This window comes from Ruegeria sp. AF5, from assembly GCF_056541905.1.
This window is the reverse complement of the sequence record NZ_JBQFYZ010000019.1, coordinates 42,665-66,240: the sequence shown is the minus strand read 5'-3', so window position 1 is coordinate 66,240 and position 23,576 is coordinate 42,665. Positions and strand designations below refer to the sequence as shown.

The window sequence follows — 23,576 nt, the reverse complement described above, 5'->3', positions numbered from 1 at the left end:
ATGGTTCCGCAACCAGAACCAACAGGCTGAGAGGAATAAATCGACTGCTTTCGGCTTCGCCAACCGGCAGTTCAAACGTCGACTTCTTCAACACTATCCGGACTTTGCTGCCATTGGCCGTTTTCAGTTGAAAGGCTGGTTTCGGATGTTCCGCTAGTCTTCTGTCGAAACTAAGAAGTCCGCCAGCGATCAGTAGCTTTGGGTTTGGCAGACCACAATGCGTGTGTGTGCAGTGAAAAAATCTTGTTCGAACGGGATTTCAACACCAAGCGTTTCCAGTGAGTTTTCTTGGCACACACGCAACATGTCCCGATCCATGTCTATTGTTCCATTGAAGATGGGATCACCTCGTGTCTCTGGTCTTGCAATTTCCCAGACGACGATTCCGTTCACAGCAATTCGGAATCCGGTTTGTTCACAAAGACCGCATGCTCCTCGCATTCTCGGACATGGTGATCCTGAACAAGGTTGACCTTGTGGAGCGCGAGACGGTCCAGAAAGTCCATGACTGGCTGGGATCGCGCTTCCGTCGCTACAGGCTGGTGGAAGCAGTCAACGCGGAGGTGCCGCTTGACATCCTGCTCTCTGTCGGACGCTTTGCCGCCGAACAACTGGATGCGGAACCGTCAGAACACGCCCATGGCCCAGGCTGCGGTTGCCCCGAACATGAGCATCACCATAACCACGCGGCGAAGTTCTCGACCACGATGCTACGCTCGGATCTTCCCGTTAATCTCTCCGGCCTGCGAGACGCAATCAAGGGACTGCCCGGTGAGGTCTACCGGGTGAAAGGGTTTGTCTATAGCGAGGAAGACCCGGAGCACCGTATTGTCGTGCAAGTCGTCGGCAAGCGTATCGACATTGCCCGGGACGAGAAGTGGGGAACGCGCAAGCCGGAAACTCGTCTGGTCGCGATCGGTGCGCCCGGGGCCGTTTCTGAAGACACCTTGGGAAGAGTGTTCCTCGAAGTGGCATAAAGGAGACTACTCTTTCCGTGGACCTGTCACGTTTTCGTGCCGCTCCAAGTGCTCGTTTAAGCCACTTTCCGTTCGAAGGCGACCGGGCTTTTCCAGCTCAGTGCTGAGTGCTTTCGACGCGGATTGTAGAACACATTGTTCAGCGTTTGTACCGGGAACTACGCCCCAACGCGACGAGTTCATCAGCGTCCACCATCAAATACACGGGGCCGAATGATGCGCGATGAAATGCATATCGAACACGATTGTCTGAAGTCAGCGCCAATGGGACAATTTAGGTCGTTTTGATAAGAGAGGGTTTCTGGCACATCGTTGCCACCAAGGAGTGGAGATGAGACAGAAACCCCGAGCCAAGCGGAGCCACGGCGAGAAAGATGCCAAAGACATCCGTTGGCAGTGGAGAAATATGAGCGGCGCAGCAGTGCCAAACCAACCGAGCAGGAGTTGGCCTGACTTCGTGATAAACAGTTGTCGCGGTGAGTATCTTCTCGCGCTTTTCGCGTATCGTTTTATTGACGCAACGTCGATTCAGTTGTTGTGGCCATTAAGAAGTTTACGCAAACTTAAGAAGCGATTTGATTTTTCGACTAGTCGCTCAAAAAGTGACGTCAGACGGCGTTTTCTTCCCCCTTTTGTGTCAGTTTGCAACTCTTACATGCGCTCAGTCGCTGCGGGTTGGCACTCACAGTAAGTGATCCTTGAGCCCTCCTTACCAGCGCGGATCGGATCAGACCCGCAGCGGCTCTATTCAAGTCGTAGTTCCTCTCGCCAGGGCATGGGATGCCAATCAATGCCCGACACGTGCCATTTCTTTTGAAACGCTGGTTCGAGTCGCAATTGAACAGGCGCAGTTCGGGATAAGAACTGCGCCTGTTCATGGTCAAACTCGAAAACCGCGCGTTTAAGCGGCGACCCACATCTTCAACGGTGCGCGGAAATCCATCAGGTCAAAGCCCTTGTGATCGTCAACCCAACCGCTGATCCGATCTGAAGTCGCACCGACAAAGTCGTTGAACATCGGACAGATCAGACCACCATCATCACGGATCAACGCTGAGGCTTCTGCGTACATTTCCTTGCGCTTCGCATCATCGAGTTCGGCGCGCGCTGCGATGACGATTTGATCGAAACGCTCGTTGAAGAACCGGGTGTCATTCCAATCCGCTGTGGACAAATATGCTGTGGACAGCATTTGGTCCTGAACCGGACGGCCACCCCAGTAACTGGTGCAGAAAGGTTGCTTGTTCCAAACTTCAGACCAGTAGCCGTCATTGGGCTCGCGCTTCACATCCAGCGTTATGCCCGCGGCAGCTGCGGACTGCTGGAACAACGCGGCCGCATCCAATGCGCCGGGGAACGAGTTCTCGGACGACCGAAGCGTGACCGGCCCGCTATGACCCGATTTCTTGAAGTGGAACGCCGCCTTGTCCGGGTCGTATTCGCGCTGTTCGAACCCAGTTGCGAGGGGATAAGAGCTGTTGATGGGTGTGTCATTGCCCACAGAGCCGTAGCCGAAGAGGATCTTGTCCACCATTTCCTGACGATTGATGGCGTATTTCAAGGCCATACGCAGATCATGGTTGTCGAACGGCGCGGTATTGACGTGCATGATAAACACGTAATGACCTGCGCCAGACGTAGAGCGCACCGTGATACCGGGCGCGCGGTCAACAAGACGTGCAGTACGGGGCGGCACACGGTCAATCATGTCGACCTGACCAGATTGCAGCGCCGCGACTCGTGCGGTGTTGTCGTTGATGACAATCACTTCGATCGTGCCGGCATGACCAATCGTGTCATCCCAATGGTTGGGGTTGTGTTCAGCCACGAAACGCACACCCATATCGGCGGCTTTCAAAACATAAGGACCGGTGCCAATTGCAGCAGCTGGGTCCTCTTTACCGCCGCCAGGCTGAATGACGAGGTGATAATCCGAAAGCAGATATGGAAGGTCCGCATTGGGCGCTTCCAGCTCGACAATGAACAGGTCGCCATCTGTTCGCATATTTGCGATACCGCGCAACAAGCCCAACGCCCCGGATTTGGTCTCTTCGTTCGAGTGTCGGTCGATGGTCTGTAGAACATCCTCGGCAGTGACGGGCTGACCGTTTGAGAAGGTGATGCCGTCTCGTATCTTGAACGTCCACGTTTTTGCGTCGGCAGAAGCCTCAAAGCTTTCTGCGACCTTTGGCTCAAGGCCGCCATCAGGTGCAAGCGTCAAGAGCGTCTCACCCCAAAGGCGGGCGACCATATTAGCGGTTGAGTTTGCGGCGGTCGCAGGATCTAGGCTGTCAGTTGTGCCGCCGCCCTGGATGCCAACGCGAATGGTGCCACCTTTTTGTGGACCAGCGGCTTTGACCGCTGACGACATCGCCAGATTGGCTGTTGCAGCAGCCAGCCCCAAGGCGGACGCCTTCCCAAGAAATTCACGGCGGGGCATTTTGCCAAGCGCTGCCTGTTTTGCCAGATATTTGATATGTTCGTTCATGGTGACTTCCCCGTTGTCGTTTGAGAGCTCAGATTTGATTAGTAGGTTGCAAGTGACACTCCGCCTGCATCCGCAGCTGGCGGAAAGTGTCGTGACAATTTTTCAATGATCTCGTCACGCGTGCTGCGGTATTCTTCTTTGAAGAAGAGATTGACGTGTTCACCCGGATCGTTGCGAAGATCGAACATCTCTCCCCAGTCTGCGTTTTGAGGATAGATTGTGACACGCCATTCGTCTGTCATTACCGTCTGGTTGTAAGTGTCCATGCGCGTGCGTGGGTGATATTCGGCAAAAAACGCGCGACGCCCCGGGCCATCTGCCTGCGTCATCAGGTGAGCGAAAGAGACCCCTTCGGTCGGCTGATGCTCCAGCTCCAAAAAATCCTGCAGGGTCGCGCGCAGATCCAGATGACTTGTTGTCCCGTGACGTTCGCCAGGCTCGATCCCTGGACCTGCAGCGATCAGCGGTACGTGCAAAAGCGATCTGTAGGGGCTGGGGCCTTTTCGGATAAGCCCGTGATCACCCAACAACTCGCCATGATCCGAGGTGAAAATAACGACGGTGTCTTCAAGGAGACCCTGATGCTCCGCCTGTGCCATGATCCGGCCGACGCAAGCGTCAATCATCGAAATCATTCCATTGGTATACGCGATCGCACGGCGAATTGAATCGTCCGAGAAGTTCGATGTTGTCTGCAAAAAACCCTGTTCTCGCGGTGGTCCCGGATCGCGCAGGAAGTCCACATAGCTTTTACCTTTTTCCTCATCATCGCCGTCGCGCAGGAAAGACGGCATCGCTGACAGCTCATCAGGCACATATGAGGGCATTGGCATGTCCGCCGGATCGTACATGTCGCACCATGGCGCAGGGGGGGAAAAAGGATGGTGCGGATCGGGAAAGGAAACAAACAGAAAGAACGGGTCTGACCCGTCATTTTCGGTCAGGAACTCGCAGGCCCGATCTGTGATCCAAGAGTTGTAATGCAAGTCGAAAGGGATGGCCGATTTCCAAACTTCGTCAATATCCCCACATTGCGGTTCAAGCGCGTTTTCCGGGAGATAGAGCTCGGCCGCTCCCGGCGCGACAGATTCCAGCCAACGGGCATAATGCCCACCTTTTGTGGCACTAACGGATTCTCCAATCAGAATGTCGACCGCGTCAAACCCGTAAAAGGGGCCGCACCATCCCTCACTTTCCGGTAAGTCCCAAAAGGCGTTTGAATCCGGCATAAGATGCTCTGGCCCGGCCAGAATAGGTTGGAAGTGGAATTTCCCAACCCCATGGGTCTTGTACCCCATGGCCTGAAAGTCATGGGTGATCAGTTTCAGATCCTCAGGCAGGGCAACCCCGTTGCGCGTCAGGCCGTGCGACCTTGCATACTGACCGCTGAACAAAGTGGACCGGCTTGGAGAGCAGATCTGGTGCGGTGTGAAATGCTTGGTAAAGACGGCGCCCCGCTGGGCCAGTGCGTCTATATTCGGTGTCCTGACATGCTTGTTTCCGGTGCAGCCCAGACTGTTCGCGCGTTGCTGGTCCGTCATAATCAAAATGACATTTTTCTTCATTCTTGGCGCTGCCCTCCGAAACAACGGGACAGTACCACAGCGCTTACATTTGAAATAATACTATCTGTTTCGACTGATATTTGTTAATCGAATACCTATGTTCACCCATAACCAACTCAACGTCTTCTCTGCGATCATGCAAACCGGGTCGGTTTCCGCTGCTGGTCGCAGGTTGAATCTGTCACAACCCAGCGTCAGCCGGCTTTTGTCGGATCTGGAGCGGGAGTTTGGCGTTCCTTTGTTTCGTCGCCGAAGTAAGGGTGTGACACCGCTCCCCGAAGCGGAAGAATTCTATCAAGAGGTTAAACGCAATTTTTCGGCCCTTGCGAACTTGAACGAGATCGCCTCTCAGATCGCTCGGAAGGATCGCGGGTCCTTGTCAATTGCCACAATAACCGCCGCCTCATTAGACCTCGTGCCTCAGGCCCTGAGACGGCTGAACATAGCGGAAAAGAACATCCGGATCGATTGGCGGGTACGATCTTCAAACTGGATACTGGACTATGCCCGTTTCGGCGCGATGAGAACAGGCTTCGCCTATGTTTCGCGCTCTCTGAAGCAAATGAACGTCCTGTTTGAGGGAAGCTTACCACATATTTGTTTTGTTCCCGAAGGTCACCCTTTAGCCGCAGGTCAGGGGGCGCTGACACTGGAACAGATGGCGCCCTATCAGATCATCGGGCTGCGCAACGAAGTTGAGAGTGCTTTGTCGCTAAGTGACTTGCTAGAGGGTGAGCGCCCACCGGTGACTGTCGAAACATCTTTAGCTGCACTTTCTCTTAGCAAATCCTGCGGTGGGTTGCCTCTCGTGGATGCATTTACGGCTTTTCATTGGTTGCAAGGGAACAAAGGACGGCCGCGGATCGTAGAGGACCTTCCTCTCTATCGGTTTGCGGTCGTTGAACCAATTGGCATCAACGCTTCACAGATAGACAGGGATTTTCAGGATTGCCTGATCCAAGAGATCGAACGCGTTGTTTTGTGGACCAAACAACTCGGCTAAAATACAAAGCGTTCATTGACGTTCAGACTTCTTCGGATACACCGGCGTTGCGGGACTGTTGCATGCGTTGATGGGTCCCGCTTTTGCCGCCGACCAGGATATGCCTCTCGTCCACGCGCCAATCGACACTGGCACGCCGCACGTGTTTCTGGGTCTGCGTTGTGTGCTCCGGCGCAAACTTGGGGCAACGAAGACCAAAATCCAAGGCACTTGCGCGCAGACAGAGGTTAAAGCAAGCAAACACCCTTAAGGGTGAGAATGATTGGACGCTCAAAAAGGCAGCACGCTTCTATGAGTGGGCAACCATAGTCCGAATGACTTCAAGCCAGTTGCGCCTCTTCACAAAACCACCGCGCGGACCGGATCACAACGCAATACCCAGCCCGCAACATGCGGATTGGCCGTTCAGCCTTCGATAAAGGAGGAGTCTTTCAACAAAATGGGCTCAAAGCAGCCCTTCTTCCCGCAACAATTCCAGCATATCAGCCTCGGGTCTTGGGCCGATATGGCTGATGACCTCGCGGGCGCAGACGTTGCCGATCCTGGCGCATGTCTCGTAATCGCGCCCTGTGGCCATTCCATACAGGAACCCCGCAGCGAACTGGTCACCGGCACCTGTTGCGTCTACTGGCACGATCCTCTTGACCGGCACGTCGATGCGCGCGCCTCCGTTCAGGACGGTCACGCCATCACCCGAGCGGGTGCAAACCACCAGCGGGCAAATCTCGGCGGTCTTGATCAGCGCCTCTTCCAGATCGTCGGTTTCAAACAGCGATTTGATTTCGGCCTCGTTGCCGATGACGAAATCCAGCTCATTCTCGATCAACAGCAGGAAATCAACCCGGTGCCGTTCCACGCAGAACGGGTCGGAAATGGCGATCCCGGTCTTGCCGCCGCCCTTGTGGCAGGCGCGCGCGGCCTCAAGAAACGCGGCCTTTCCCTTTTCCTTGTCGAACAGATAGCCCTCAAGGAACATGATCTGGCTGCTTCCGGCGACCTCATCGGGCACGTCATGCGACGACAGTTCCGAGGAGATGCCCAGATAGGTGTTCATCGACCGCTCGCCATCGGGCGAGACAAAGATCATCGAGCGCGAGGTCGGCAATTCCCCGCCCGGAACCGGCGGGTTGACGAAATCGACGCCATCTTCGTTCATCGCATCCGCATAGAACCGGCCTAGCGCATCGTCATGCACCCGCCCGATAAAGGCAGCATCCAGCCCCAGCGCACCTGCGCCCGCAATCGTGTTGGCAACAGACCCGCCCGGTGTCTGTACCCGACCCTCCATCGAGGCATACAGCAGCTCGCCGCGCTCCTGCTCGATCAGCTGCATGATGCCTTTTTCGATGCCCATCAGTTCCAGGAAACTGTCATCGGCCTGCGAGATCACGTCCACAACGGCATTTCCGATACCGGTCAGCTGGTAGGTTTTCATAATGTCTTGTCCTCGAATTGACAGAGATCACGGATGATGCAGGTCGGGCATTGCGGCTTGCGCGCCTTGCAATGGTACCGGCCATGCAGGATCAGCCAGTGATGCGCATGGAGTTGAAAATCGGCGGGGATATTGTCTTCGATGGCGCGCTCGACCGCGTCCACGTCCTTGCCGGGGCAGATGCCGGTGCGATTGCCGACGCGAAAGATGTGCGTGTCCACAGCCTGCGCCGGCTGCCGCCACCACATGTTCAGCACAACGTTGGCGGTCTTGCGTCCGACACCCGGCAGCGATTGCAGCGCTGCGCGGGAATTTGGGACTTCACCGCCATAGTCTTCGACCAGAATACGGCTCAGCTTGATGACGTTCTTGGCCTTCTGGCGGAACAGGCCGATGGTCTTGATATGCTCGATCAGGCCCTCCTCGCCCAGATCCAGCATCTTTTGCGGCGTATCGGCGATCTTGAACAACTCGCGCGTGGCCTTGTTGACCCCCGCATCGGTTGCCTGCGCCGACAGCGCCACGGCCACGACCAGCGTGTAGACATTCACATGCTCAAGCTCACCCTTGGGTTCGGGGTCGGCTTCCTGAAAGCGCGTAAAGATCTCGCGGATCGTATGATAGTCGAGTTGCTTTGCCATCCGGGCCTTAATGCCGCCCGAGGGGCCGCGACACAAGCCCAAAGCCAATGCGCAAGTTCCGGGTCGCGGCAGCGTGTCGCGCGCGCTATGGTTTGTGCCAGACAACGAGGTGCAACCATGAACGTCCAGACCCCCGAAAGCGGATACCACTACAACGTCATGCGCCGGGCAATCGACCTGATTGATCAGGGCGGTGAAACCCTCAGCCTCGATGAGTTGGCCCGCCAGATGGATATGAGCCCGGCGCATTTCCAGCGCCTGTTCTCGCGTTGGACTGGTGTGTCGCCAAAACGGTATCAGCAATACCTTACGCTGGGCCATGCAAAGGCGCTGCTGCGCGAACGGTTCACCACGCTTGAAACCGCCCATAATGTCGGCCTGTCCGGCAGTGGCCGCCTGCATGATCTGTTCCTGAAATGGGAATCCATGAGCCCCGGCGAATACGCCCGCAAGGGCACGGGTCTGACGATCTACTGGGGCTGGTTCGAATGCCCCTTTGGTCCCGCGCTGGTCATGGGCACCGACAAGGGGATCTGCGGCATCGCCTTCGGGGTCGAAACCGGAGAGAAGGCGGCGATGGAGGATATGGTCTCGCGCTGGCCCAACGCGGATTATGTCGAGGATACCATGCGTCTGCGCCCCTGGGTTCTCAGCGCATTCGGCACGGCCCGCGACCGGTTAGAGCCGACGCCGCTCTACCTGATCGGCTCGCCCTTGCAGATCAAGGTATGGGAAGCACTGATGCACATCCCGTCGGGGCAGGTGACGACCTATTCCGAGATCGCGCAGCGCGTGGGTTCGCCGCAGGCCGTGCGCGCCGTGGGCACGGCGGTCGGGCGAAACCCGGTCAGTTGGCTGATCCCGTGTCACCGCGCCCTGCGCAAATCAGGGGGGTTGGGCGGCTATCACTGGGGTCTGCCGGTCAAACGGGCCATGCTGGCCTATGAGGCGGCGCAGGCCGACGCCTGATTGACAGAAGGCCCGACCGCTGCCAAAAAGCAACGCAGGTTCGGGTCCCCTGCCGTTCGCGGCCATAGGCTTTGGTGAAACCCGGTTGAACAAACATCTGTTGCCCTTTCCCGGCGCGCGGATGGTAATGCGAACCCCGTCCTAAACTCGCGCCCGTTCAAGGAAACGAGGCAAAACATGACACTGTCACAAGACATCGCTCCGCTGGAGGAGCTGAAAGAGCAGGCCAAACGCCTGCGACGGAAACTGCACGACACCGGCGTTCAGCTGTCGCACGGTCAGGCCCTGGAACTGGTGGCTCATCAACATGGGGTGCGCGACTGGAACACATTGCACGCGATGGCGGGCAACCGGATGCGCTTGCGCGTGGGCGACCGGGTCGAAGGTCGATACCTGGGCCAGCCGTTCACGGCGGAAATTCGTGGTCTGACAATGCTGGGGGACGGTGCACACCGCCGGGTGACCCTACAGTTCGACACGCCTGTCGATGTGGTCCGGTTCGACAGTTTCTCGGCCTTTCGCCAGCGCGTGACTGGAGAGATTGGCTGGGACGGTCGTTCCCGTCGCCATACGTCCGACGGGGAACCCCAGCTAGTGGTGCGGCCTGTCTGACATAATAAGGGCGAGGCAACCGCGTTGCCCCGCCCTCTCATCTTGCATTGCGCTGGGTGGATTATTCAGCCGCCCAGCCGCCGACGGATTTGACTTCCAGAAAGTCTTCCAGCCCCCAAACGCCACCTTCGCGCCCGTTGCCGGATTGCTTCATCCCACCAAACGGAGAGCCCGCGCTGCGCGACTGGCCGTTCATCTCGACCATGCCCGACCGCAGAACCCGCGCCATGCGGTTGGCGCGCGCCTTGTCCTGCGTCTGCACATAATTGGTCAGGCCATAAGGCGTGTCATTGGCGATCTCGACAGCCTCTTCCTCGGTGTCGAACGGGATCATGGTCAGGACGGGGCCAAAGATTTCCTCGCGCGCGATGGTCATCTGGTTGTTGGCATCGGCAAAGACCGTGGGGCGGACATAATAGCCCTTGTTCAGCCCCTCGGGGCGTCCGGTGCCGCCCGCGACCAGCCGCGCCCCTTCGTCGATACCTTTCTGGATCAGGTCCTGAATCTTGGTCCATTGAACCTCATTCACGACGGGTCCGATATGGCGGCCCTCGTCTGCGGCATTGCCCACCGTGACCTTGCTGGCGACCTCGGCCGCGATCTCAACGGCCTGATCATAGATCGGGCGCTGCACCAGCATCCGGCTGGGGGCATTACAGCTTTGGCCGGTGTTGTTCATCATATGCAGGACGCCGCGTTTGACAGCCTTTTCATCGGCATCGGCAAAGACCACATTGGCCCCTTTGCCACCCAGCTCCAGATGCACTTTCTTGAGCGTTTCCGCCGCGTTCTTCGAAATTGCCGTACCCGCACGGGTCGATCCGGTAAAGCTGACCATATCCACGTCGGGATGACCCGACAGCTGCGAACCAACGCCCGGGCCATCGCCGTTCACCAGATTGAAGACACCGGGCGGGAATCCTGCCTCGTCCATCATCTCGGCAAAGATCATCGCATTCAGCGGGCTTTGCTCGGAGGGTTTCAGAACCATCGTGCAGCCCGCAATCGCCGCCGCACCGACCTTGAGCGTGACCTGGTTCATCGGCCAGTTCCAGGGCGTGATCAATGCGGCCACGCCAACCGCCTCATAGATGATCCGGTCATTCGGGGCGTGATCCCCCAGAGGGCGTTCAAACTGAAACGCCTTGGCCGCGCGGATGAAGTTCTGCAAATGCCATGTGCCTGCACCAACCTGCTGGCTGCGCGACATGTCAATCGGCGCACCCATTTCCAGCGACATGGCCTGCGCCAGATCTTCCGCGCGGGTCTGGTAGATGTCGATCAGCTTCTCGACCAGTGCGATGCGGGTCTCCACCGGCGTTGCCATCCAGCCCGGCAGGGCGGCCTTGGCGGCGGCAACCGCCGCATCCGTGTCGGCCTGACCACCCAGCGAGATCACCGCGCACGGCTCCTCGGTCGAGGGGTTGATGACCTCGAAATCATTGGGTTGCGACGGCGCGACCCATTGACCATTGATATAGAAATTCCGTTTCTCGATCATCCTGAGCCCTCCTGTCGGTTCAGCTAGAATCCGGCTGTTCGCCGACACTCTGTCACCCAAGCGAAGAGGGAGCAATAGATAATTTGATCAAATTATTTTTCCAGTGAAACCGGCAAATTCCTTGGCCGCGACCACGATGAAAGGTTTAACCTTCGCACAAAGTGATTAGGTTTCAGGCAATCGACTCGGATTTTCAACAGGAAAGGAAGTAGCCATGGGTTTGCGCATCAACGATACGGTCCCTAACTTCACCGCAGAAACAGATCAGGGCACCATTCAGTTTCACGACTGGATTGGCGACAGCTGGGCCATTCTGTTCTCGCACCCCAAGGATTTCACGCCTGTCTGCACCACCGAATTCTCGGCCGTCGCGCAGCTGAACGACGAATGGGCCGCGCGCAACACCAAGGTGATCGGCGTGTCGGTTGACGGTGTCGAAGACCACAAGAAATGGAAGAAGGACATCGAGGAATACGGCAAGGCCAATCCCAGTTTCCCGATCATCGCTGATGACGGTCTGGCCGTGTCGAAAGCCTTCGACATGCTGCCTGCCGAAGCTTACCTGCCCGATGGCCGCACCCCGGCGGACAGCGCCACCGTGCGGTCGGTCTTTATCATCGGCCCGGACAAGCAGCTGAAACTGTCGATGACCTATCCGATGACCGTAGGTCGCAACTTTGCGGAAATCCTGCGCGCGCTGGACGGGTTGCAGATGTCGTCGAAAGGTGTCGCAACGCCTGCCAACTGGGTGCCGGGTGAAGACGTGATCATCCCACCCTCTGTGTCGAACGAAGACGCCAAGGCCAAATTCGGCGCGTTCGAGACGATCTTCCCCTATCTGCGCAAGACCAAAGCGCCGTCCTGAGGCGGTTCCCGGGTCAGGGGGGCTGTCTGCCCCCCATCGCGCCTGCCGGCACGATTCCCCCCGAGGATATTTGGGGCCAGATGAAGCAGGCAGGGGCAGGATGACCTGAGAGAAACCTGCCCCTAGACCTCAGAACTTGTACCGAAGCCCGAAATTGACACTGAACGTATCCAGATCGTCTTCGACAATGCCGGTCAACGCGCCGTTCGGGGCCAGTCGCCGCGACGAGACGTCAAAGGCGCGGGCATAGCGGGCGTCGACGGTAAAGGCGGTTGACGGGTTGATCTCGTAAGCCACACCGGCGATCAGCTGCGCGGCAAAGGTGGTGTCGCTGTCATCCAGTACCACACCCGGCCCATAGGCAAAATCCAGATCCGAATAGGTGGCCCCCAGACCAAACCCGGCATAGGGCGTCAGCGCACCCGCCTGTTTGAAATCGAACAGCACATTGGCAAACAATGAGGTCTGCGTGACATCGCCCGAGATATTGCCCTCGGCCCCCGGCCCGTTGCCCGAGAAGTTCACACCATCCACGTCGCTGTCGCGGTAAGACAGCTCCAGCTCAATCCGCGTGCCGAACCTGTCATTGGACCATTGCGGGATCTCCTTGCCGATGGCCACGCCCAGACCGAACCCCGCGTCGAACTCCGTGTCGACCGATTGTGGCGCGCCGCCGATCGTGCCCGCGAAATCGCTGTCCTGCAGCTGGCTGTACCCGACAAAGCCCTGAATATAGGTGCCGTCGCCCAGGCTCTGCGCGGCAAGCGCCGTCGCGCTGACGGCGAGGGCCGTTGAGGTAAGTAAAACGTGCTTGATCATGATTGTCTCCGTTGCTCCAAAACTCTGCTTGGCTTCGATGTGGGCGGGCTTGGCGGAAAGGAAAGGCGCGGGGTTATCACTTCGTTTCACAGGGTTTTGGACGCGCGTGAATGAATAGATCCGGGGTTGGGCAGGCCCGTTCATCTGCCGTCTTCTGGCCCTCAGGTTCTGGTTCGGGGCAATTTGTGATAGGATGTTCCGGGGCAAAACTCAGGCATAAGACCAATCACCTCGGGCTGTCGGACTGTACTTAGCGGGAGAAGACCATGGCTTTTACAGATTGGTATGTTGAAGGAGAGAGTTTCGGGAACTGCAATTGCGGCTATGCCTGCCCCTGCCAGTTCGAAGAGTTGCCGACCCATGGCGATTGCCGGGGGTTCGAAGTGCTTGAGGTGACCAAAGGGCATTTCGGCGACACCGACCTCAGCGGGACCAAGGCCGCGCTGATCTATGCCTGGCCGGGGCCGATCTTTGAAGGCGGCGGCGAGATGCAGGTGATCGTCGATCCCGCAGCAACCCCGGCACAGCGCGACGCGCTGGAAAAGGTCTTTCACGGCGAAGAAACCGAAGAAATGGCGACGCATTGGTACGTGTTCAGGGCAATGTGCGAGACGGTCCATGACACGCTCTACCTGCCGATCGAATTCGAGATGGACCTCGAAGAACGCACGGCCAGCGTTTCCGTTGGTGATGTCCTGAAATCCACCGGACAGCCGATCCAGGCCCCACATGGCGGCGGCGCGCATCGGGTGCGCATCGATATCCCCGGCGGGATCGAGTTTTCCATTGCCGAGATCGGCAGCGCCTCGACCCGCTCTGATGCCGCGATCAAGCTGGACCTGAAGGACAGCTATGGCCAGTGGCATCTACTGAAACACGGGCCCGGCGGGGTTGCCCACTGATCGGCACCCCTGTCAGGCGGCGTGCGCAGATGTGTTCGGGACCGATGACCAGCAGGGCAGCGTCAGATCCGCCTTCAGCGCCCGAACCTCAAAGGGTTTCAGCACCGGCAACGCGGTTGATCCATAGCCACCGGCACCGCAGGCCAGATCCGGGAACAGGGTGAACAGCTCGCGCCTTGTGGCGGGTGCCATCGCGCCCAATGTCGTGTCACCGGGATAGAAGGATTCGGACCAGACCCCTTCGACGTTCACCAGCTCATGCCGGTCAAAGAGGATATGGACGTATTCGACCCCTTGCGCAGGCAGCTCCTGAACAATTGTCCGCCCATTGATCAGCCCCTTGGCCGGGGCCAGCATCGCGGTCTCGCAATGCATCAGCTCCATCATCGCCGAAGTGACGGCGATCCGGTGTTGTGGCGAGACGACCAGATCACGGCTTGGGCTGTTTGTCCCGAAACACCCCGCCATGATCCGTACCGGGCAGAGATGAGGGTCCTGTTGCAACTCCTGCGCTGACAAGCGACGCCTGCCGATCCAACGCACCGGGCGGGTATGGCCCTTGGCGGTGACAACCGGGTCGCCGGGGTTCAGCGTCTCGACCCGGCGCAGCCCGACGGGCGTCCGGATCAGAGACCCGGCGGTGAAACACACGAAAGACGGCAAGGTCTGATACGTGGTTGGCGCTGCCGTCCCGCCAAAGCTGGTCCCCGAGATGGTATCGTTCAACTGTGCCTGACCCGAGGTGACGATGATGTAGCGCGGGTTCGAGAACTGAACCAGAATGAAGGTGACAGGCGCCCCGTTCACCGTTCCCGAATAGCTTTCGAAGGTGCTGAAATTCTGGCTTGTCCCGGAAAAACCGGGCAGGGCCGACAGATCAAGCTGCGCGCTGTCAGGGTCAGGATCCTGCAACAGGGCGTCATTGTCGGTGATATCAACGGAATAAGCGGCGGTTATATCGACGCTTTTATTGCTGTAGGGGTCTGCGCTGATTTCGAAAACGGTAATCGAGGCCACGGTCGAAAAGCATCCCTGAATGCAACATGATCATCCTTATGGTTGAGTAAATACACGCATGAAGTGTTAATAATTGATTTACCAAGCCACGGGACGCCCGACACTCCTGACCGCGCGGACAAAAAAAGCCCCGGTCGAAACCGGGGCCTTTCGCATTCAATCAGAGGGTGGGCAGATTACTCTGCGCTTTCCTCTTTAAGCAAAACCAACCTAGCCCCGGCATTTCACATATGCGGATATGTGGGTGGTAGAAGCGGAGGTTAGTGGAAGGTAGCGGAGGTTAGCGGAAGGTAGCGGAGGTTAGTGGAAGGTAGCGGAGGTTAGTGGAAGGTAGCGGAGGTTAGCGGAAGGTAGCGGAGGTTAGCGGAAGGTAGCGGAGGTTAGCGGAAGGTAGCGGAGGTTAGTGGACGGTAGCGGAGGTTAGTGGACGGTAGTGAAACATTATTGCAAAACATTTTCAGAATGAGTGCTGGAAACGACAGTTATCCAAGTTGCAAAAGACCTTGTAGGTAACCGATAAAACCCTTTGCGCGCTTCATCAGCTAAGATAATCTCGCGCTTTTTTAAAGCCGCAAGAGCATTATCCACATTAGAAGCGGATACTTCACAGCCTTCAATAATTGACTTGCGTGCAACCCAACCGTCGCCGTGTTCAGCCATAAAATCCAAAACTCGTCTATAATCGTCAGACCAAATCTTTGAATAGTACATCTCGCTGAAGTACTTCGCACCGAGTTGATCTATCGCGCCGTTCTCTGCCGAAGCACCATGAAGTACATCTTTCAAATCAATCGCGTCATCCGTGTCGGTGTCAAAAGCACAGTAACAAAACTGCTGAAGGAAGTGTGGGTATCCTTCAGAAAGATCGCTCAACAGGTCAGTTGCTTCTTCATCAATTTTTGTTTTGCGTTCGTTTTCTTCATTTGCTCTAGCGATGCCTACACGGACTACATTCTTTCTCTCTTTCGGTTCAAGTGGTTGCATGGTCAAAACCTGAAAAACTCTAAGAGATGACTCGTGAGAATCCCGAAGCTTTTGAACAAGAATCGACTGACCAGCGAGCAAGAACAATACGTCGTTGCAACCTCGCTTCGCCAAGCGTTCCGTTACAATTTTTAAAAATTCTCCCAGGCCAGCTTCCACCGGAGGTGTGTCTGCCTCGTCCAGAAGCACTGCGATTCCGTCAAAGTTGCGTGTCTCCGAGATGTCGACGAAGAGGGAAACCAGATCATCAAGTGCTTCGTCGGGGTCGATCTCTTCCTCTTTTCCTCTATAGGCGACGCCCAATATTTCCCAATTGGAAAGAAACTCCCAAACCAGCTTTGCTTTTTCTTTAAGGTTCTCGTGCGAACGGAGCTAGGATTTTAGTTCACGTCCAATTTGCTTAACGATTCCACCCTGCGTTTGAACGCCTGCTAAGTCGTTAGAAACAGTCAAGAAATTGAATTCTAAAGCTTCGACGTTGATCTCTCCGCGGGCTATTAGATCTGCATAATTCAATAATGATGATTTTCCTATGCCACGCTCGCCGGAAATGAGGAGGTGCTGAGGGTTGTTATTCTTTGTCTGAAAAAGAGCCTGTTCAATCGCCTCAATCTCATCGAACCGTCCAATGAACATTCCAGGAAAAGCGATCCCGAACGGTACAAACGGATTAAACTTCATGTTCACCTCAGAATTTGCTCTCAGAATACACAAAGGCTCCGGTAATTCCACCGGAGCCCCATAAAAATATCAAGTAAGAAGCAGATTACTCTGCGCTTTCCTCTTTCTTTTCTTTCTTCTCGGGAACGATCTCTTCCCCGGTTTCCTGATCGACCACTTTCATCGACAGGCGAACCTTGCCGCGATCGTCAAAGCCCAGCAGCTTGACCTTCACTTCCTGACCTTCCTTCAGAACATCCGACGGATGGTTCAGGCGGCGGTTTTCGATCTGGGACACGTGGACCAGACCGTCACGCTTACCAAAGAAGTTCACGAAGGCACCGAAATCGACAATCTTGACCACCTTGCCGGTATAGACCTGACCTTCTTCCGGCTCGGCCACGATCGACCAGATCATGTCATAGGCTTTCTTGATCGATTCCCCATCGGGCGATGCGATCTTGATGACGCCATCGTCGTTGATGTCGACCTTGGCACCCGAAACCTCGACGATCTCGCGGATGACCTTGCCGCCCGAACCGATCACTTCACGGATCTTGTCGGTCGGGATGTTCATGGTCTCGATGCGCGGTGCGTGGACCGAGAACTCGTTGGTCTCGGACAGGGCTTTGCCCATCTCGCCCAGGATGTGCATCCGGCCGTCCTTGGCCTGTGCCAGGGCGGTTTCCATGATCTGAGGCGTGATGCCCGCGACCTTGATGTCCATCTGAAGCGAGGTGATGCCGTTTGCAGTACCAGCAACCTTGAAGTCCATATCGCCCAGGTGGTCTTCGTCACCCAGAATGTCGGTCAGAACCGCGTAAGACCCGTCATCTTCCAGGATCAGGCCCATGGCCACACCGGCAACCGGGGCTTTCAGCGGAACACCCGCATCCATCATCGACAACGACCCGCCGCAGACAGACGCCATCGAGCTGGAGCCGTTGGATTCGGTGATCTCGGACACCACGCGGATGGTATAGGGGAAGTCGGTTGGCGCAGGCAGAACCGCCTGAAGTGCGCGCCATGCCAGCTTGCCGTGACCGATCTCGCGGCGGCCGGGCGAACCCACGCGGCCCACTTCACCAACCGAATAGGGGGGGAAGTTGTAATGCAGCAGGAAGTTCGATTTGAAGTTGCCGTGCAGCGCGTCGATGAACTGCTCATCGTCGCCGGTGCCCAGCGTGGTCACGGCCAGCGCCTGAGTTTCACCGCGGGTGAACAGGGCAGAGCCGTGTGTGCGCGGCAGCAGCGAGGTTTCGGCTTCGATGGCACGCACATCGGTGGTCGAACGACCGTCGATGCGCTTGCCGCCCTTGACGACGTCACCGCGCAGAATACCGGCTTCCAGCTTTTTCATCGCCGAGCCAAGGTTGGCGTCTTCCAGCTGTTCCTCGCTCAGCGCTTCCTTGATCGCTTCACGGGCAGCGGCAACAGCGGCGGTGCGCTCCTGCTTGTCGGTGATCGCGAACGCGGCGCGCATCTGCTCTTCACCAGCAGCCGAAACGGCGGCATAAAGCTCCGAGTAATCGGGTGCGACGAATTCGAACGGCTCTTTCGCGGCGTCTTCGGCCAGCGAAATGATCAGGTCGATGACCGGCTGGATCTGCTCATGCGCAAAGGTCACGGCACCCAGCATTTCGGCCTCGGACAGCTCATAGGCTTCCGATTCCACCATCATCACGGCGTCTTTGGTACCGGCAACAACCAGATCCAGACGCTGTTCAGGGTTCAGGCGCAGGTCCTGCATGTCATCCACGGTCGGGTTCAGGACGTATTCGCCATCCACGAATCCAACGCGGGCACCGGCGATCGGGCCCATGAACGGCGCGCCGGAAATGGTCAGCGCAGCCGACGCGGCGATCATTGCAACGATGTCGGGATCATTGACCAGATCGTGGCTCAGCACGGTGCACATCACCAGCACTTCGTTTTTGAAACCGTCAACGAACAGCGGGCGGATCGGACGGTCGATCAGACGCGCGGTCAGCGTCTCTTTCTCGGTCGGGCGCGCTTCGCGCTTGAAGAAGCCACCCGGAACCTTACCGGCGGCGTAATATTTCTCTTGGTAATGTACGGTCAGCGGGAAAAAGTCCTGACCAGGTTTTTGGCTCTTGGCAAAGGTCACGTTGGCCATGACGCTGGTTTCGCCCAGCGTGGCAATCACGGTGCCGTCGGCCTGACGGGCAACCTTGCCGGTTTCCAGTGTCAGCGTTTCCTCGCCCCACTGCATCGATTTCTTCGTTACATCAAACATATGCGTATCCTAGAACGGAGCACTCCCGCCCCTGCGGGTCTCCGGTTTTGCATGGCGGCCCCATTGCCGCCGACCCCATTTATCTTCCGTTCGAGTGCCGGGGTCAGGGCACAACGTCTCAGATACCGCGCGCATACATGAGAATGCGTTGGAAGGAAAGCGAAACCGAAAAAGCTGGCCGGATCATGCTGAGGCAGGTCCTGACCTCTCGCAGCGCGTCGCAAGGCACAGGGGCCGCATGATGGCGCGCTGCGTGCCATTGCCCCCGTCCGGGATATGGCCTGACAGAACCGGATCACTGCGCTAACCTCACTTTCATCGGGGGTGCGAATGAAAAGACGGCTTACGACAGTGCTGGCGGCTGACGTTGTCGGGTACTCAGCGCTTATGGATCAGGACCGGCAGGGTACACTTGCAGCGCTGAAATCGTTCCGTGACGACACGCTCACTGCCCTGCTGGAATCCCACAACGGCACATTGATCAAAAGCATGGGGGATGGCTGGATCGCTGAATTCCAGTCAACGTCCGACGCGTCGGATTTTGCGATTGCCCTGCAATCCTGCGACAAGCCCGAAGGGCTGCGGCTGCGCATCGGTATTCACACGGGCGAGGTCATTGCGGAAGGCGAAGACATCTTCGGTGATGGCATCAATGTCGCTGCCCGGCTCGAGGCTCTGGCCAAACCCGACCAGATCCTGATCTCGGACACGGCGCATCACAGCCTTGACCGGGGTGATGCGGGTCTGTTCGGCGGCGGCGGGCAGGCCGAGCTAAAGAACATCACGCGCCGCGTTGGTGTCTGGTGTTGGCCAAAGGGCTCAACCGCCAATCTTGCAACACCCGCCGACACCCGCCCGGGGATCGCCGTTCTGCCCTTCGACAACATGTCCGGCGACCCCGAGCAAGAGTTCTTTGCCGACGGTATAACCGAGGACATCATCACGGAACTGTCGCGCTTTCGCTGGCTGATGGTCGTGGCCCGCAACTCGTCCTTCATCTTCAAGGGAAAAACGACGGATATCCGCCAGGTCGGCCTGACGCTCGGGGTTCGGTATGTGCTGGAAGGATCCGTCCGCCGCGCGGGACAGCGTGTCCGGATCACCGGGCAGTTGATCGATGCGGAAAATGGCAGCCACCTGTGGGCCGATCGCTTTGACGGGGTGCTGGACGATATCTTCGAGCTTCAGGACAAGGTCACGCAAGAGGTCGTCACGGCGATCGAACCTTCGCTGCGCCAAGCCGAAACGAACCGATCCCGCGCCAAGCCGACCGAAAGCCTCGAAGCCTATGAACTCTATCTTCAGGCGCAGTCGCAATTTCATCTGCTGACAGATGACGCCAATCGCGAAGCCATCCGGCTGACAACGCTGGCGCTGGACCGCGACCCGGATTACGCCGCAGCCGCAGGGCTGCTGGCATGGCTGCATATTCAACGCCTTGTGCAGGGGCTCGATCCCATCGGCGAAGGGCCCAGGGCCGCCATCAGCGCCGCAGAACGCGTTCTCATGAGCGACCGCGCCGACGGCATTGCCATGGCTTATGCGGCGCATTCAATCTCGATGCTGGCCCGCGACTTGCCGCGCGCGCGGGCGGCGTTCAAACAGGCTCTGGCCGAAAACCCCAATGCTGCAAGTGTTCACATGCTCGCCTCTATCAACCTGTGCATGTTGAACCGGTCGGACGAGGCATTGGAACACGCAACACATGCCATTGAACTCAGCCCGAAAGACCCCATGCGCCATGCGGCGCATATCGCCCGGGCAAGCGCGCTGTTTCAGCTGTGCCGGTATGACGAGGCCGCCGCCGCAGCGCGTGACGCTCTGGCCGTTCGGTCAGGATTTGTCATGAGCCACCTGATGCTTATTGCCGCCTTGGGTCAGATGTCGGATGCCGCAGCGGCGCAGGCGGCGATAAGCGACCTGCAAGCATTGCGCCCCGATATCACCGCTTCCTCGGATCAGACCAGTTTGCCAATCTTTACCGTTCCGGCCTGTGCGGAAAGCTGGCGCGAAGGGTGGAAAAAGGCCGGTCTTCCCGAATAACGGCTGATCTACAGACACACGTTCTGCTGCGGCCACGAAACGCCGCGCCCCCCCCGGTTGGCGGCGACTGGTTGTTCAAGTGTGATGTTCACCACAGAGAGATTTCAAAACTCGTCTATTGTGCAGGCTTATTGTGTCAAAGTTAATGAAAGTAGGTTTACCCATGAAGCTCCATTCCGCCTCTGGCATTTCATTCAACCCTGATGTGTTCGACGAGTCATTTATCGAGATGCTTGACAACCTCCCCGAGGACGCGGTCGAGGATATCGACCTTGATGCAGGCCCCAAGATGCCACTGATGACAGCCCCGGCCACCGAACCAAGCGCGGCGGACGTGGCCGCGATCATGGAAAGCGCATGGGAAGAGCTTTATGCCTCAGACGAAGGGGCCGATATCCGCGCGCTTCCGGCCGACCAACAGGCGCAGATCAAGGCGCGGTTCCTGTCCCCCGACCCGATACCCGAGGCCGAAGCCGCTACGGTTCCCGTCGATGCCGCGCCGTTCTCGGTGCAGGAAACCGCGGACAGCCTGATCCTGATGCAGGGGGACACGCCGCTTTTGGGGGCACCGCTGGGCACCAGCAGGAAAAAGCGCAAGAAAGCCGCGCTGAACACCTTTATCGGGGCCGCCGCCAAAGCGTTTGCCGATATCATCACGATGGCCATGGCCGCGCTGGGGGTTTATCAGGCGCTCGGAACCAAGACGGTCACGCGGGCCGGGGCCGGGATTGCCGTCAAATGCAGCGGCCCGATCAGCCGCCATGCCGGCGCAATCGCCAAGGCCGGAACGGCGGGCAGCGATCTGGCCATGATGAAGGCCATGCTGGGCGTCGCCAAGGCGTCCGTCGGGTTCACCAAACTTGCCGGCATCGTTCTGACCGACATGAGCGGCCTTGAAAAAGCCGCCGCGATTGCCACCTGCGTCGGCGGCATGACACTGGCCGTCGCCTCGGCAAGCGGGTCGTTCTGGGTGTCGATGCTGGCGATGGTAACCGCAGTTGCGATGTTCGTGATCGACACCGCCTTGGCGGTCGATACCTACAAGAAGTGGCAGGCAATCTGACCCGAAGACAGCAAAAGCCATGCCGAGCGGCGTCGCGGATGGGAGCCGCGATGCCGTCTCGGCCGTTTGTCTAAGTGCTCACGCTGCTGAGAATTCGTTGATAGAACGTGCCGTCCGCATCCTCATCTGCACAATTTGCGACCCATTCCAAATCCAATTTCAGTGCCCCTACGGGAACGATCTTCCGCGCGATTTCAGGCGGCGTGGTTTTGTCAGATGTTCCATTCTTCCAATCGTGAAAAGCTGATGAGTATCGAACAACCGCCCCGCTGGTCGGCAAATCGAGCAACCCGCCCTCGGCAAAGAACATCAACCCGTCACCCATTTCTTCCCCGATAAGTTTGAGCCTGTTTCCCAAACGATGTTTGAGGATGGCCACAAACACTATCGCCGCTGAAAACGTGAATTTATCGACAAGTACAACAACCTGCTTACTTGCGCTTTGCGAGATCGCGTCTATCAAAGGCATCGTCAGAAGAAAATCGCCGCCGGTGTTTCCGCGAACGTCAATCAAAAGCGTTCTGTTCGGACAGGCGCGCACGTATTCCACTGCGGCTGAGACGGCTTTGTGCAGCGTTGTTTCGTTCGGAGCAAAAAAGCTCGGTAACGCTATTGAGAGCCCAAGATCTTGCCAATCCTTTATCTCCACAAAAGTCTTGGGCACCCAAGTTGGATCATCCTTGCCGTGCTCATTTCTCGGGTAGAGCATGGATCCTGGAACGGTGTTTCCAATCGCCACTTTCAGATTGGTTATCTGCCCATTTTCGTCCTGAACACGATACTCGGTCGTTCCGCCGTTTGACGAAATACCCAAACGTGCCAAGGCGTACGGCCAAGCCAAAAGAATAGGTCCGATGACTCGCTTCCTTTGGCACGTTCCCGCAAGAAACTGTTCCGCCTTTGCTTCAATCTGGCTCAAAGCTGCGCCGTTGACTGCAATCAGTTCTCCTCGCGGTGCAGTTATCTCTGGAAACGCGCCGACGAGTTGCACAGAACGCCCTACGCTCACGAACCTCAGCGGAAGCACTTTGATCGCATCGTTCGGGATCAGCCGTGTGTGCCCATTGTCGGGAAGTGCCAGTAGACGCATCGCGGACATCAAGAAGGCTTCGGTGGAGCCTTCCAAGGCGTATCGCCGGGTTTCACTAATGCAATTGTCTATCACCGCATATTCGATCTGCTGAAAGCTGGGATCGGTCGGCAAGACAGTTTCTAAAATTTGGTTTAGGTCTTCCGTGAGCGACATGCCTCACGATGCGCATGGCCGTTCGTCAATGTCCAGATTGGGCTCACCTTGCCAACCAAGATTGAGTTTACCACTGCAGCTTTGGTCGGTTGGAATACTTGACATTCGTCCACATAAGAAAACGCCCGCCAATTGGGCGGGCGTACAAATCTTACAGACCGGGGTTCAGAACCGGTACAAAACGTAACAAATACGTTTAGCGGCGGATGCCCAGCTTTTTGATCAGGTCCTGGTAACGCGCCTCTTCCTTGCCCTTCAGGTAGTCCAGCAGCTTACGGCGCTGAGCAACCATTTTCAGCAGACCACGACGACCGTGGTTGTCTTTCTTGTGGGTCTTGAAGTGCTCGGTCAGGGTGTTGATGCGCGAGGTCAGGATAGCAACCTGTACTTCAGGCGAACCGGTGTCGCCTTCTTTGGTTGCGAATTCCTGCATGACGCGTGCTTTTTCAGCGGCAGTGATCGACATCGGGGTCTCCTTTAAAAGGTTAGAGTTGATGGCGCAGGCCGGGATGTCGTCCAGCACAGGCCC

20 protein-coding genes are annotated in these 23,576 nt (G+C 57.3%); 8 read left to right on the top strand and 12 right to left on the bottom strand.

The genetic code is table 11. From position 1 onward, the window contains the following. Positions 1-428: 428 nt before the first annotated feature. Positions 429-977, top strand: a complete 549-nt coding sequence (locus tag ACR0DS_RS18200; RefSeq protein WP_480616882.1) for a GTP-binding protein — start codon at positions 429-431, stop codon at positions 975-977. A gap of 901 nt (positions 978-1,878) precedes the next feature. Here the strand turns inward: ACR0DS_RS18200 and ACR0DS_RS18195 are convergent. Beyond that, positions 1,879-3,465: an ABC transporter substrate-binding protein gene (locus ACR0DS_RS18195; RefSeq protein ID WP_480487811.1), complete on the bottom strand. Its 1,587-nt coding sequence runs from the start codon at positions 3,463-3,465 to the stop codon at positions 1,879-1,881. Positions 3,466-3,503: 38 nt separating this feature from the next. Then, positions 3,504-5,030, bottom strand: coding sequence for a sulfatase family protein (locus ACR0DS_RS18190; RefSeq protein WP_480487809.1), 1,527 nt, complete (start codon positions 5,028-5,030; stop codon positions 3,504-3,506). 97 nt (positions 5,031-5,127) lie between these two features. Here ACR0DS_RS18190 and ACR0DS_RS18185 point away from each other — a divergent pair, with 97 nt between their 5' ends. After that, positions 5,128-6,033, top strand: a complete 906-nt coding sequence (locus tag ACR0DS_RS18185) for a LysR family transcriptional regulator (protein ID WP_480560542.1) — start codon at positions 5,128-5,130, stop codon at positions 6,031-6,033. A 445-nt stretch (positions 6,034-6,478) separates the two neighbouring features. On the opposite strand, the gene ACR0DS_RS18180 is transcribed toward ACR0DS_RS18185, so the two are convergent. Together ACR0DS_RS18180 and nth are read right to left on the bottom strand one after the other, a co-directional pair. After that, positions 6,479-7,468, bottom strand: a complete 990-nt coding sequence (locus ACR0DS_RS18180; protein WP_480482801.1) for an adenosine kinase — start codon at positions 7,466-7,468, stop codon at positions 6,479-6,481. Further along, positions 7,465-8,109 carry an endonuclease III gene (gene nth / locus ACR0DS_RS18175; protein ID WP_209505105.1) on the bottom strand — a complete coding sequence of 215 codons (645 nt, stop codon included), beginning with the start codon at positions 8,107-8,109 and terminating at the stop codon, positions 7,465-7,467. Before nth ends, ACR0DS_RS18180 begins: the two co-directional genes overlap by 4 nt. A gap of 117 nt (positions 8,110-8,226) precedes the next feature. On the opposite strand from nth, the gene ACR0DS_RS18170 reads away from it, so the two are divergent. Together ACR0DS_RS18170 and ACR0DS_RS18165 are read left to right on the top strand one after the other, a co-directional pair. Continuing rightward, positions 8,227-9,078: a bifunctional helix-turn-helix domain-containing protein/methylated-DNA--[protein]-cysteine S-methyltransferase gene (locus tag ACR0DS_RS18170; protein WP_480560540.1), complete on the top strand. Its 852-nt coding sequence runs from the start codon at positions 8,227-8,229 to the stop codon at positions 9,076-9,078. 177 nt (positions 9,079-9,255) lie between these two features. Beyond that, entirely contained in the window at positions 9,256-9,690 is a 435-nt protein-coding gene (locus ACR0DS_RS18165; protein ID WP_480560539.1) for a glyoxalase superfamily protein, read from the top strand. 61 nt (positions 9,691-9,751) lie between these two features. On the opposite strand, the gene ACR0DS_RS18160 is transcribed toward ACR0DS_RS18165, so the two are convergent. Then, positions 9,752-11,191 (bottom strand): aldehyde dehydrogenase family protein, encoded by a 1,440-nt coding sequence (locus tag ACR0DS_RS18160; RefSeq protein ID WP_480474264.1) that lies wholly within the window; start codon positions 11,189-11,191, stop codon positions 9,752-9,754. Positions 11,192-11,405: 214 nt separating this feature from the next. On the opposite strand from ACR0DS_RS18160, the gene ACR0DS_RS18155 reads away from it, so the two are divergent. After that, the gene (locus ACR0DS_RS18155; protein ID WP_480517988.1) at positions 11,406-12,056 is read left to right on the top strand and encodes a peroxiredoxin; all 651 of its coding nucleotides are present in this window, start codon (positions 11,406-11,408) and stop codon (positions 12,054-12,056) included. Between the two features lie 129 nt (positions 12,057-12,185). Here the strand turns inward: ACR0DS_RS18155 and ACR0DS_RS18150 are convergent, their stop codons facing one another. Beyond that, on the bottom strand, positions 12,186-12,875 hold the full coding sequence (locus ACR0DS_RS18150) for an outer membrane protein (RefSeq protein WP_480560537.1): 690 nt from the start codon (positions 12,873-12,875) through the stop codon (positions 12,186-12,188). Positions 12,876-13,141: 266 nt separating this feature from the next. On the opposite strand from ACR0DS_RS18150, the gene ACR0DS_RS18145 reads away from it, so the two are divergent. Further along, the gene (locus ACR0DS_RS18145; RefSeq protein WP_480560535.1) at positions 13,142-13,777 is read left to right on the top strand and encodes a DUF1326 domain-containing protein; all 636 of its coding nucleotides are present in this window, start codon (positions 13,142-13,144) and stop codon (positions 13,775-13,777) included. Positions 13,778-13,789: 12 nt separating this feature from the next. On the opposite strand, the gene ACR0DS_RS18140 is transcribed toward ACR0DS_RS18145, so the two are convergent. From ACR0DS_RS18140 to pnp, 4 genes are all read right to left on the bottom strand, one after another. Continuing rightward, a complete protein-coding gene (locus tag ACR0DS_RS18140; RefSeq protein ID WP_480560533.1) occupies positions 13,790-14,794 on the bottom strand; it encodes a Hint domain-containing protein in 1,005 nt (334 codons plus the stop codon). 441 nt (positions 14,795-15,235) lie between these two features. Beyond that, positions 15,236-16,081 carry a hypothetical protein gene (locus tag ACR0DS_RS18135; protein WP_480560531.1) on the bottom strand — a complete coding sequence of 282 codons (846 nt, stop codon included), beginning with the start codon at positions 16,079-16,081 and terminating at the stop codon, positions 15,236-15,238. A gap of 69 nt (positions 16,082-16,150) precedes the next feature. Continuing rightward, positions 16,151-16,459: an AAA family ATPase gene (locus ACR0DS_RS18130; RefSeq protein WP_480560529.1), complete on the bottom strand. Its 309-nt coding sequence runs from the start codon at positions 16,457-16,459 to the stop codon at positions 16,151-16,153. An 85-nt stretch (positions 16,460-16,544) separates the two neighbouring features. Next, complete coding sequence (gene pnp, locus ACR0DS_RS18125; RefSeq protein WP_480482820.1) at positions 16,545-18,695, bottom strand: polyribonucleotide nucleotidyltransferase; 2,151 nt, start codon at positions 18,693-18,695, stop codon at positions 16,545-16,547. Between the two features lie 330 nt (positions 18,696-19,025). Between pnp and ACR0DS_RS18120 the strand changes: the two genes are divergently transcribed. Together ACR0DS_RS18120 and ACR0DS_RS18115 are read left to right on the top strand one after the other, a co-directional pair. Then, positions 19,026-20,738: an adenylate/guanylate cyclase domain-containing protein gene (locus ACR0DS_RS18120; RefSeq protein WP_480560527.1), complete on the top strand. Its 1,713-nt coding sequence runs from the start codon at positions 19,026-19,028 to the stop codon at positions 20,736-20,738. Between the two features lie 163 nt (positions 20,739-20,901). Continuing rightward, positions 20,902-21,801: a hypothetical protein gene (locus ACR0DS_RS18115; RefSeq protein ID WP_480560525.1), complete on the top strand. Its 900-nt coding sequence runs from the start codon at positions 20,902-20,904 to the stop codon at positions 21,799-21,801. Positions 21,802-21,871: 70 nt separating this feature from the next. On the opposite strand, the gene ACR0DS_RS18110 is transcribed toward ACR0DS_RS18115, so the two are convergent. Together ACR0DS_RS18110 and rpsO are read right to left on the bottom strand one after the other, a co-directional pair. Further along, on the bottom strand, positions 21,872-23,047 hold the full coding sequence (locus tag ACR0DS_RS18110; RefSeq protein WP_480560523.1) for a S41 family peptidase: 1,176 nt from the start codon (positions 23,045-23,047) through the stop codon (positions 21,872-21,874). A 196-nt stretch (positions 23,048-23,243) separates the two neighbouring features. After that, positions 23,244-23,513: a 30S ribosomal protein S15 gene (rpsO, locus tag ACR0DS_RS18105; RefSeq protein WP_170329634.1), complete on the bottom strand. Its 270-nt coding sequence runs from the start codon at positions 23,511-23,513 to the stop codon at positions 23,244-23,246. Between the last annotated feature and the right edge of the window lie 63 nt (positions 23,514-23,576).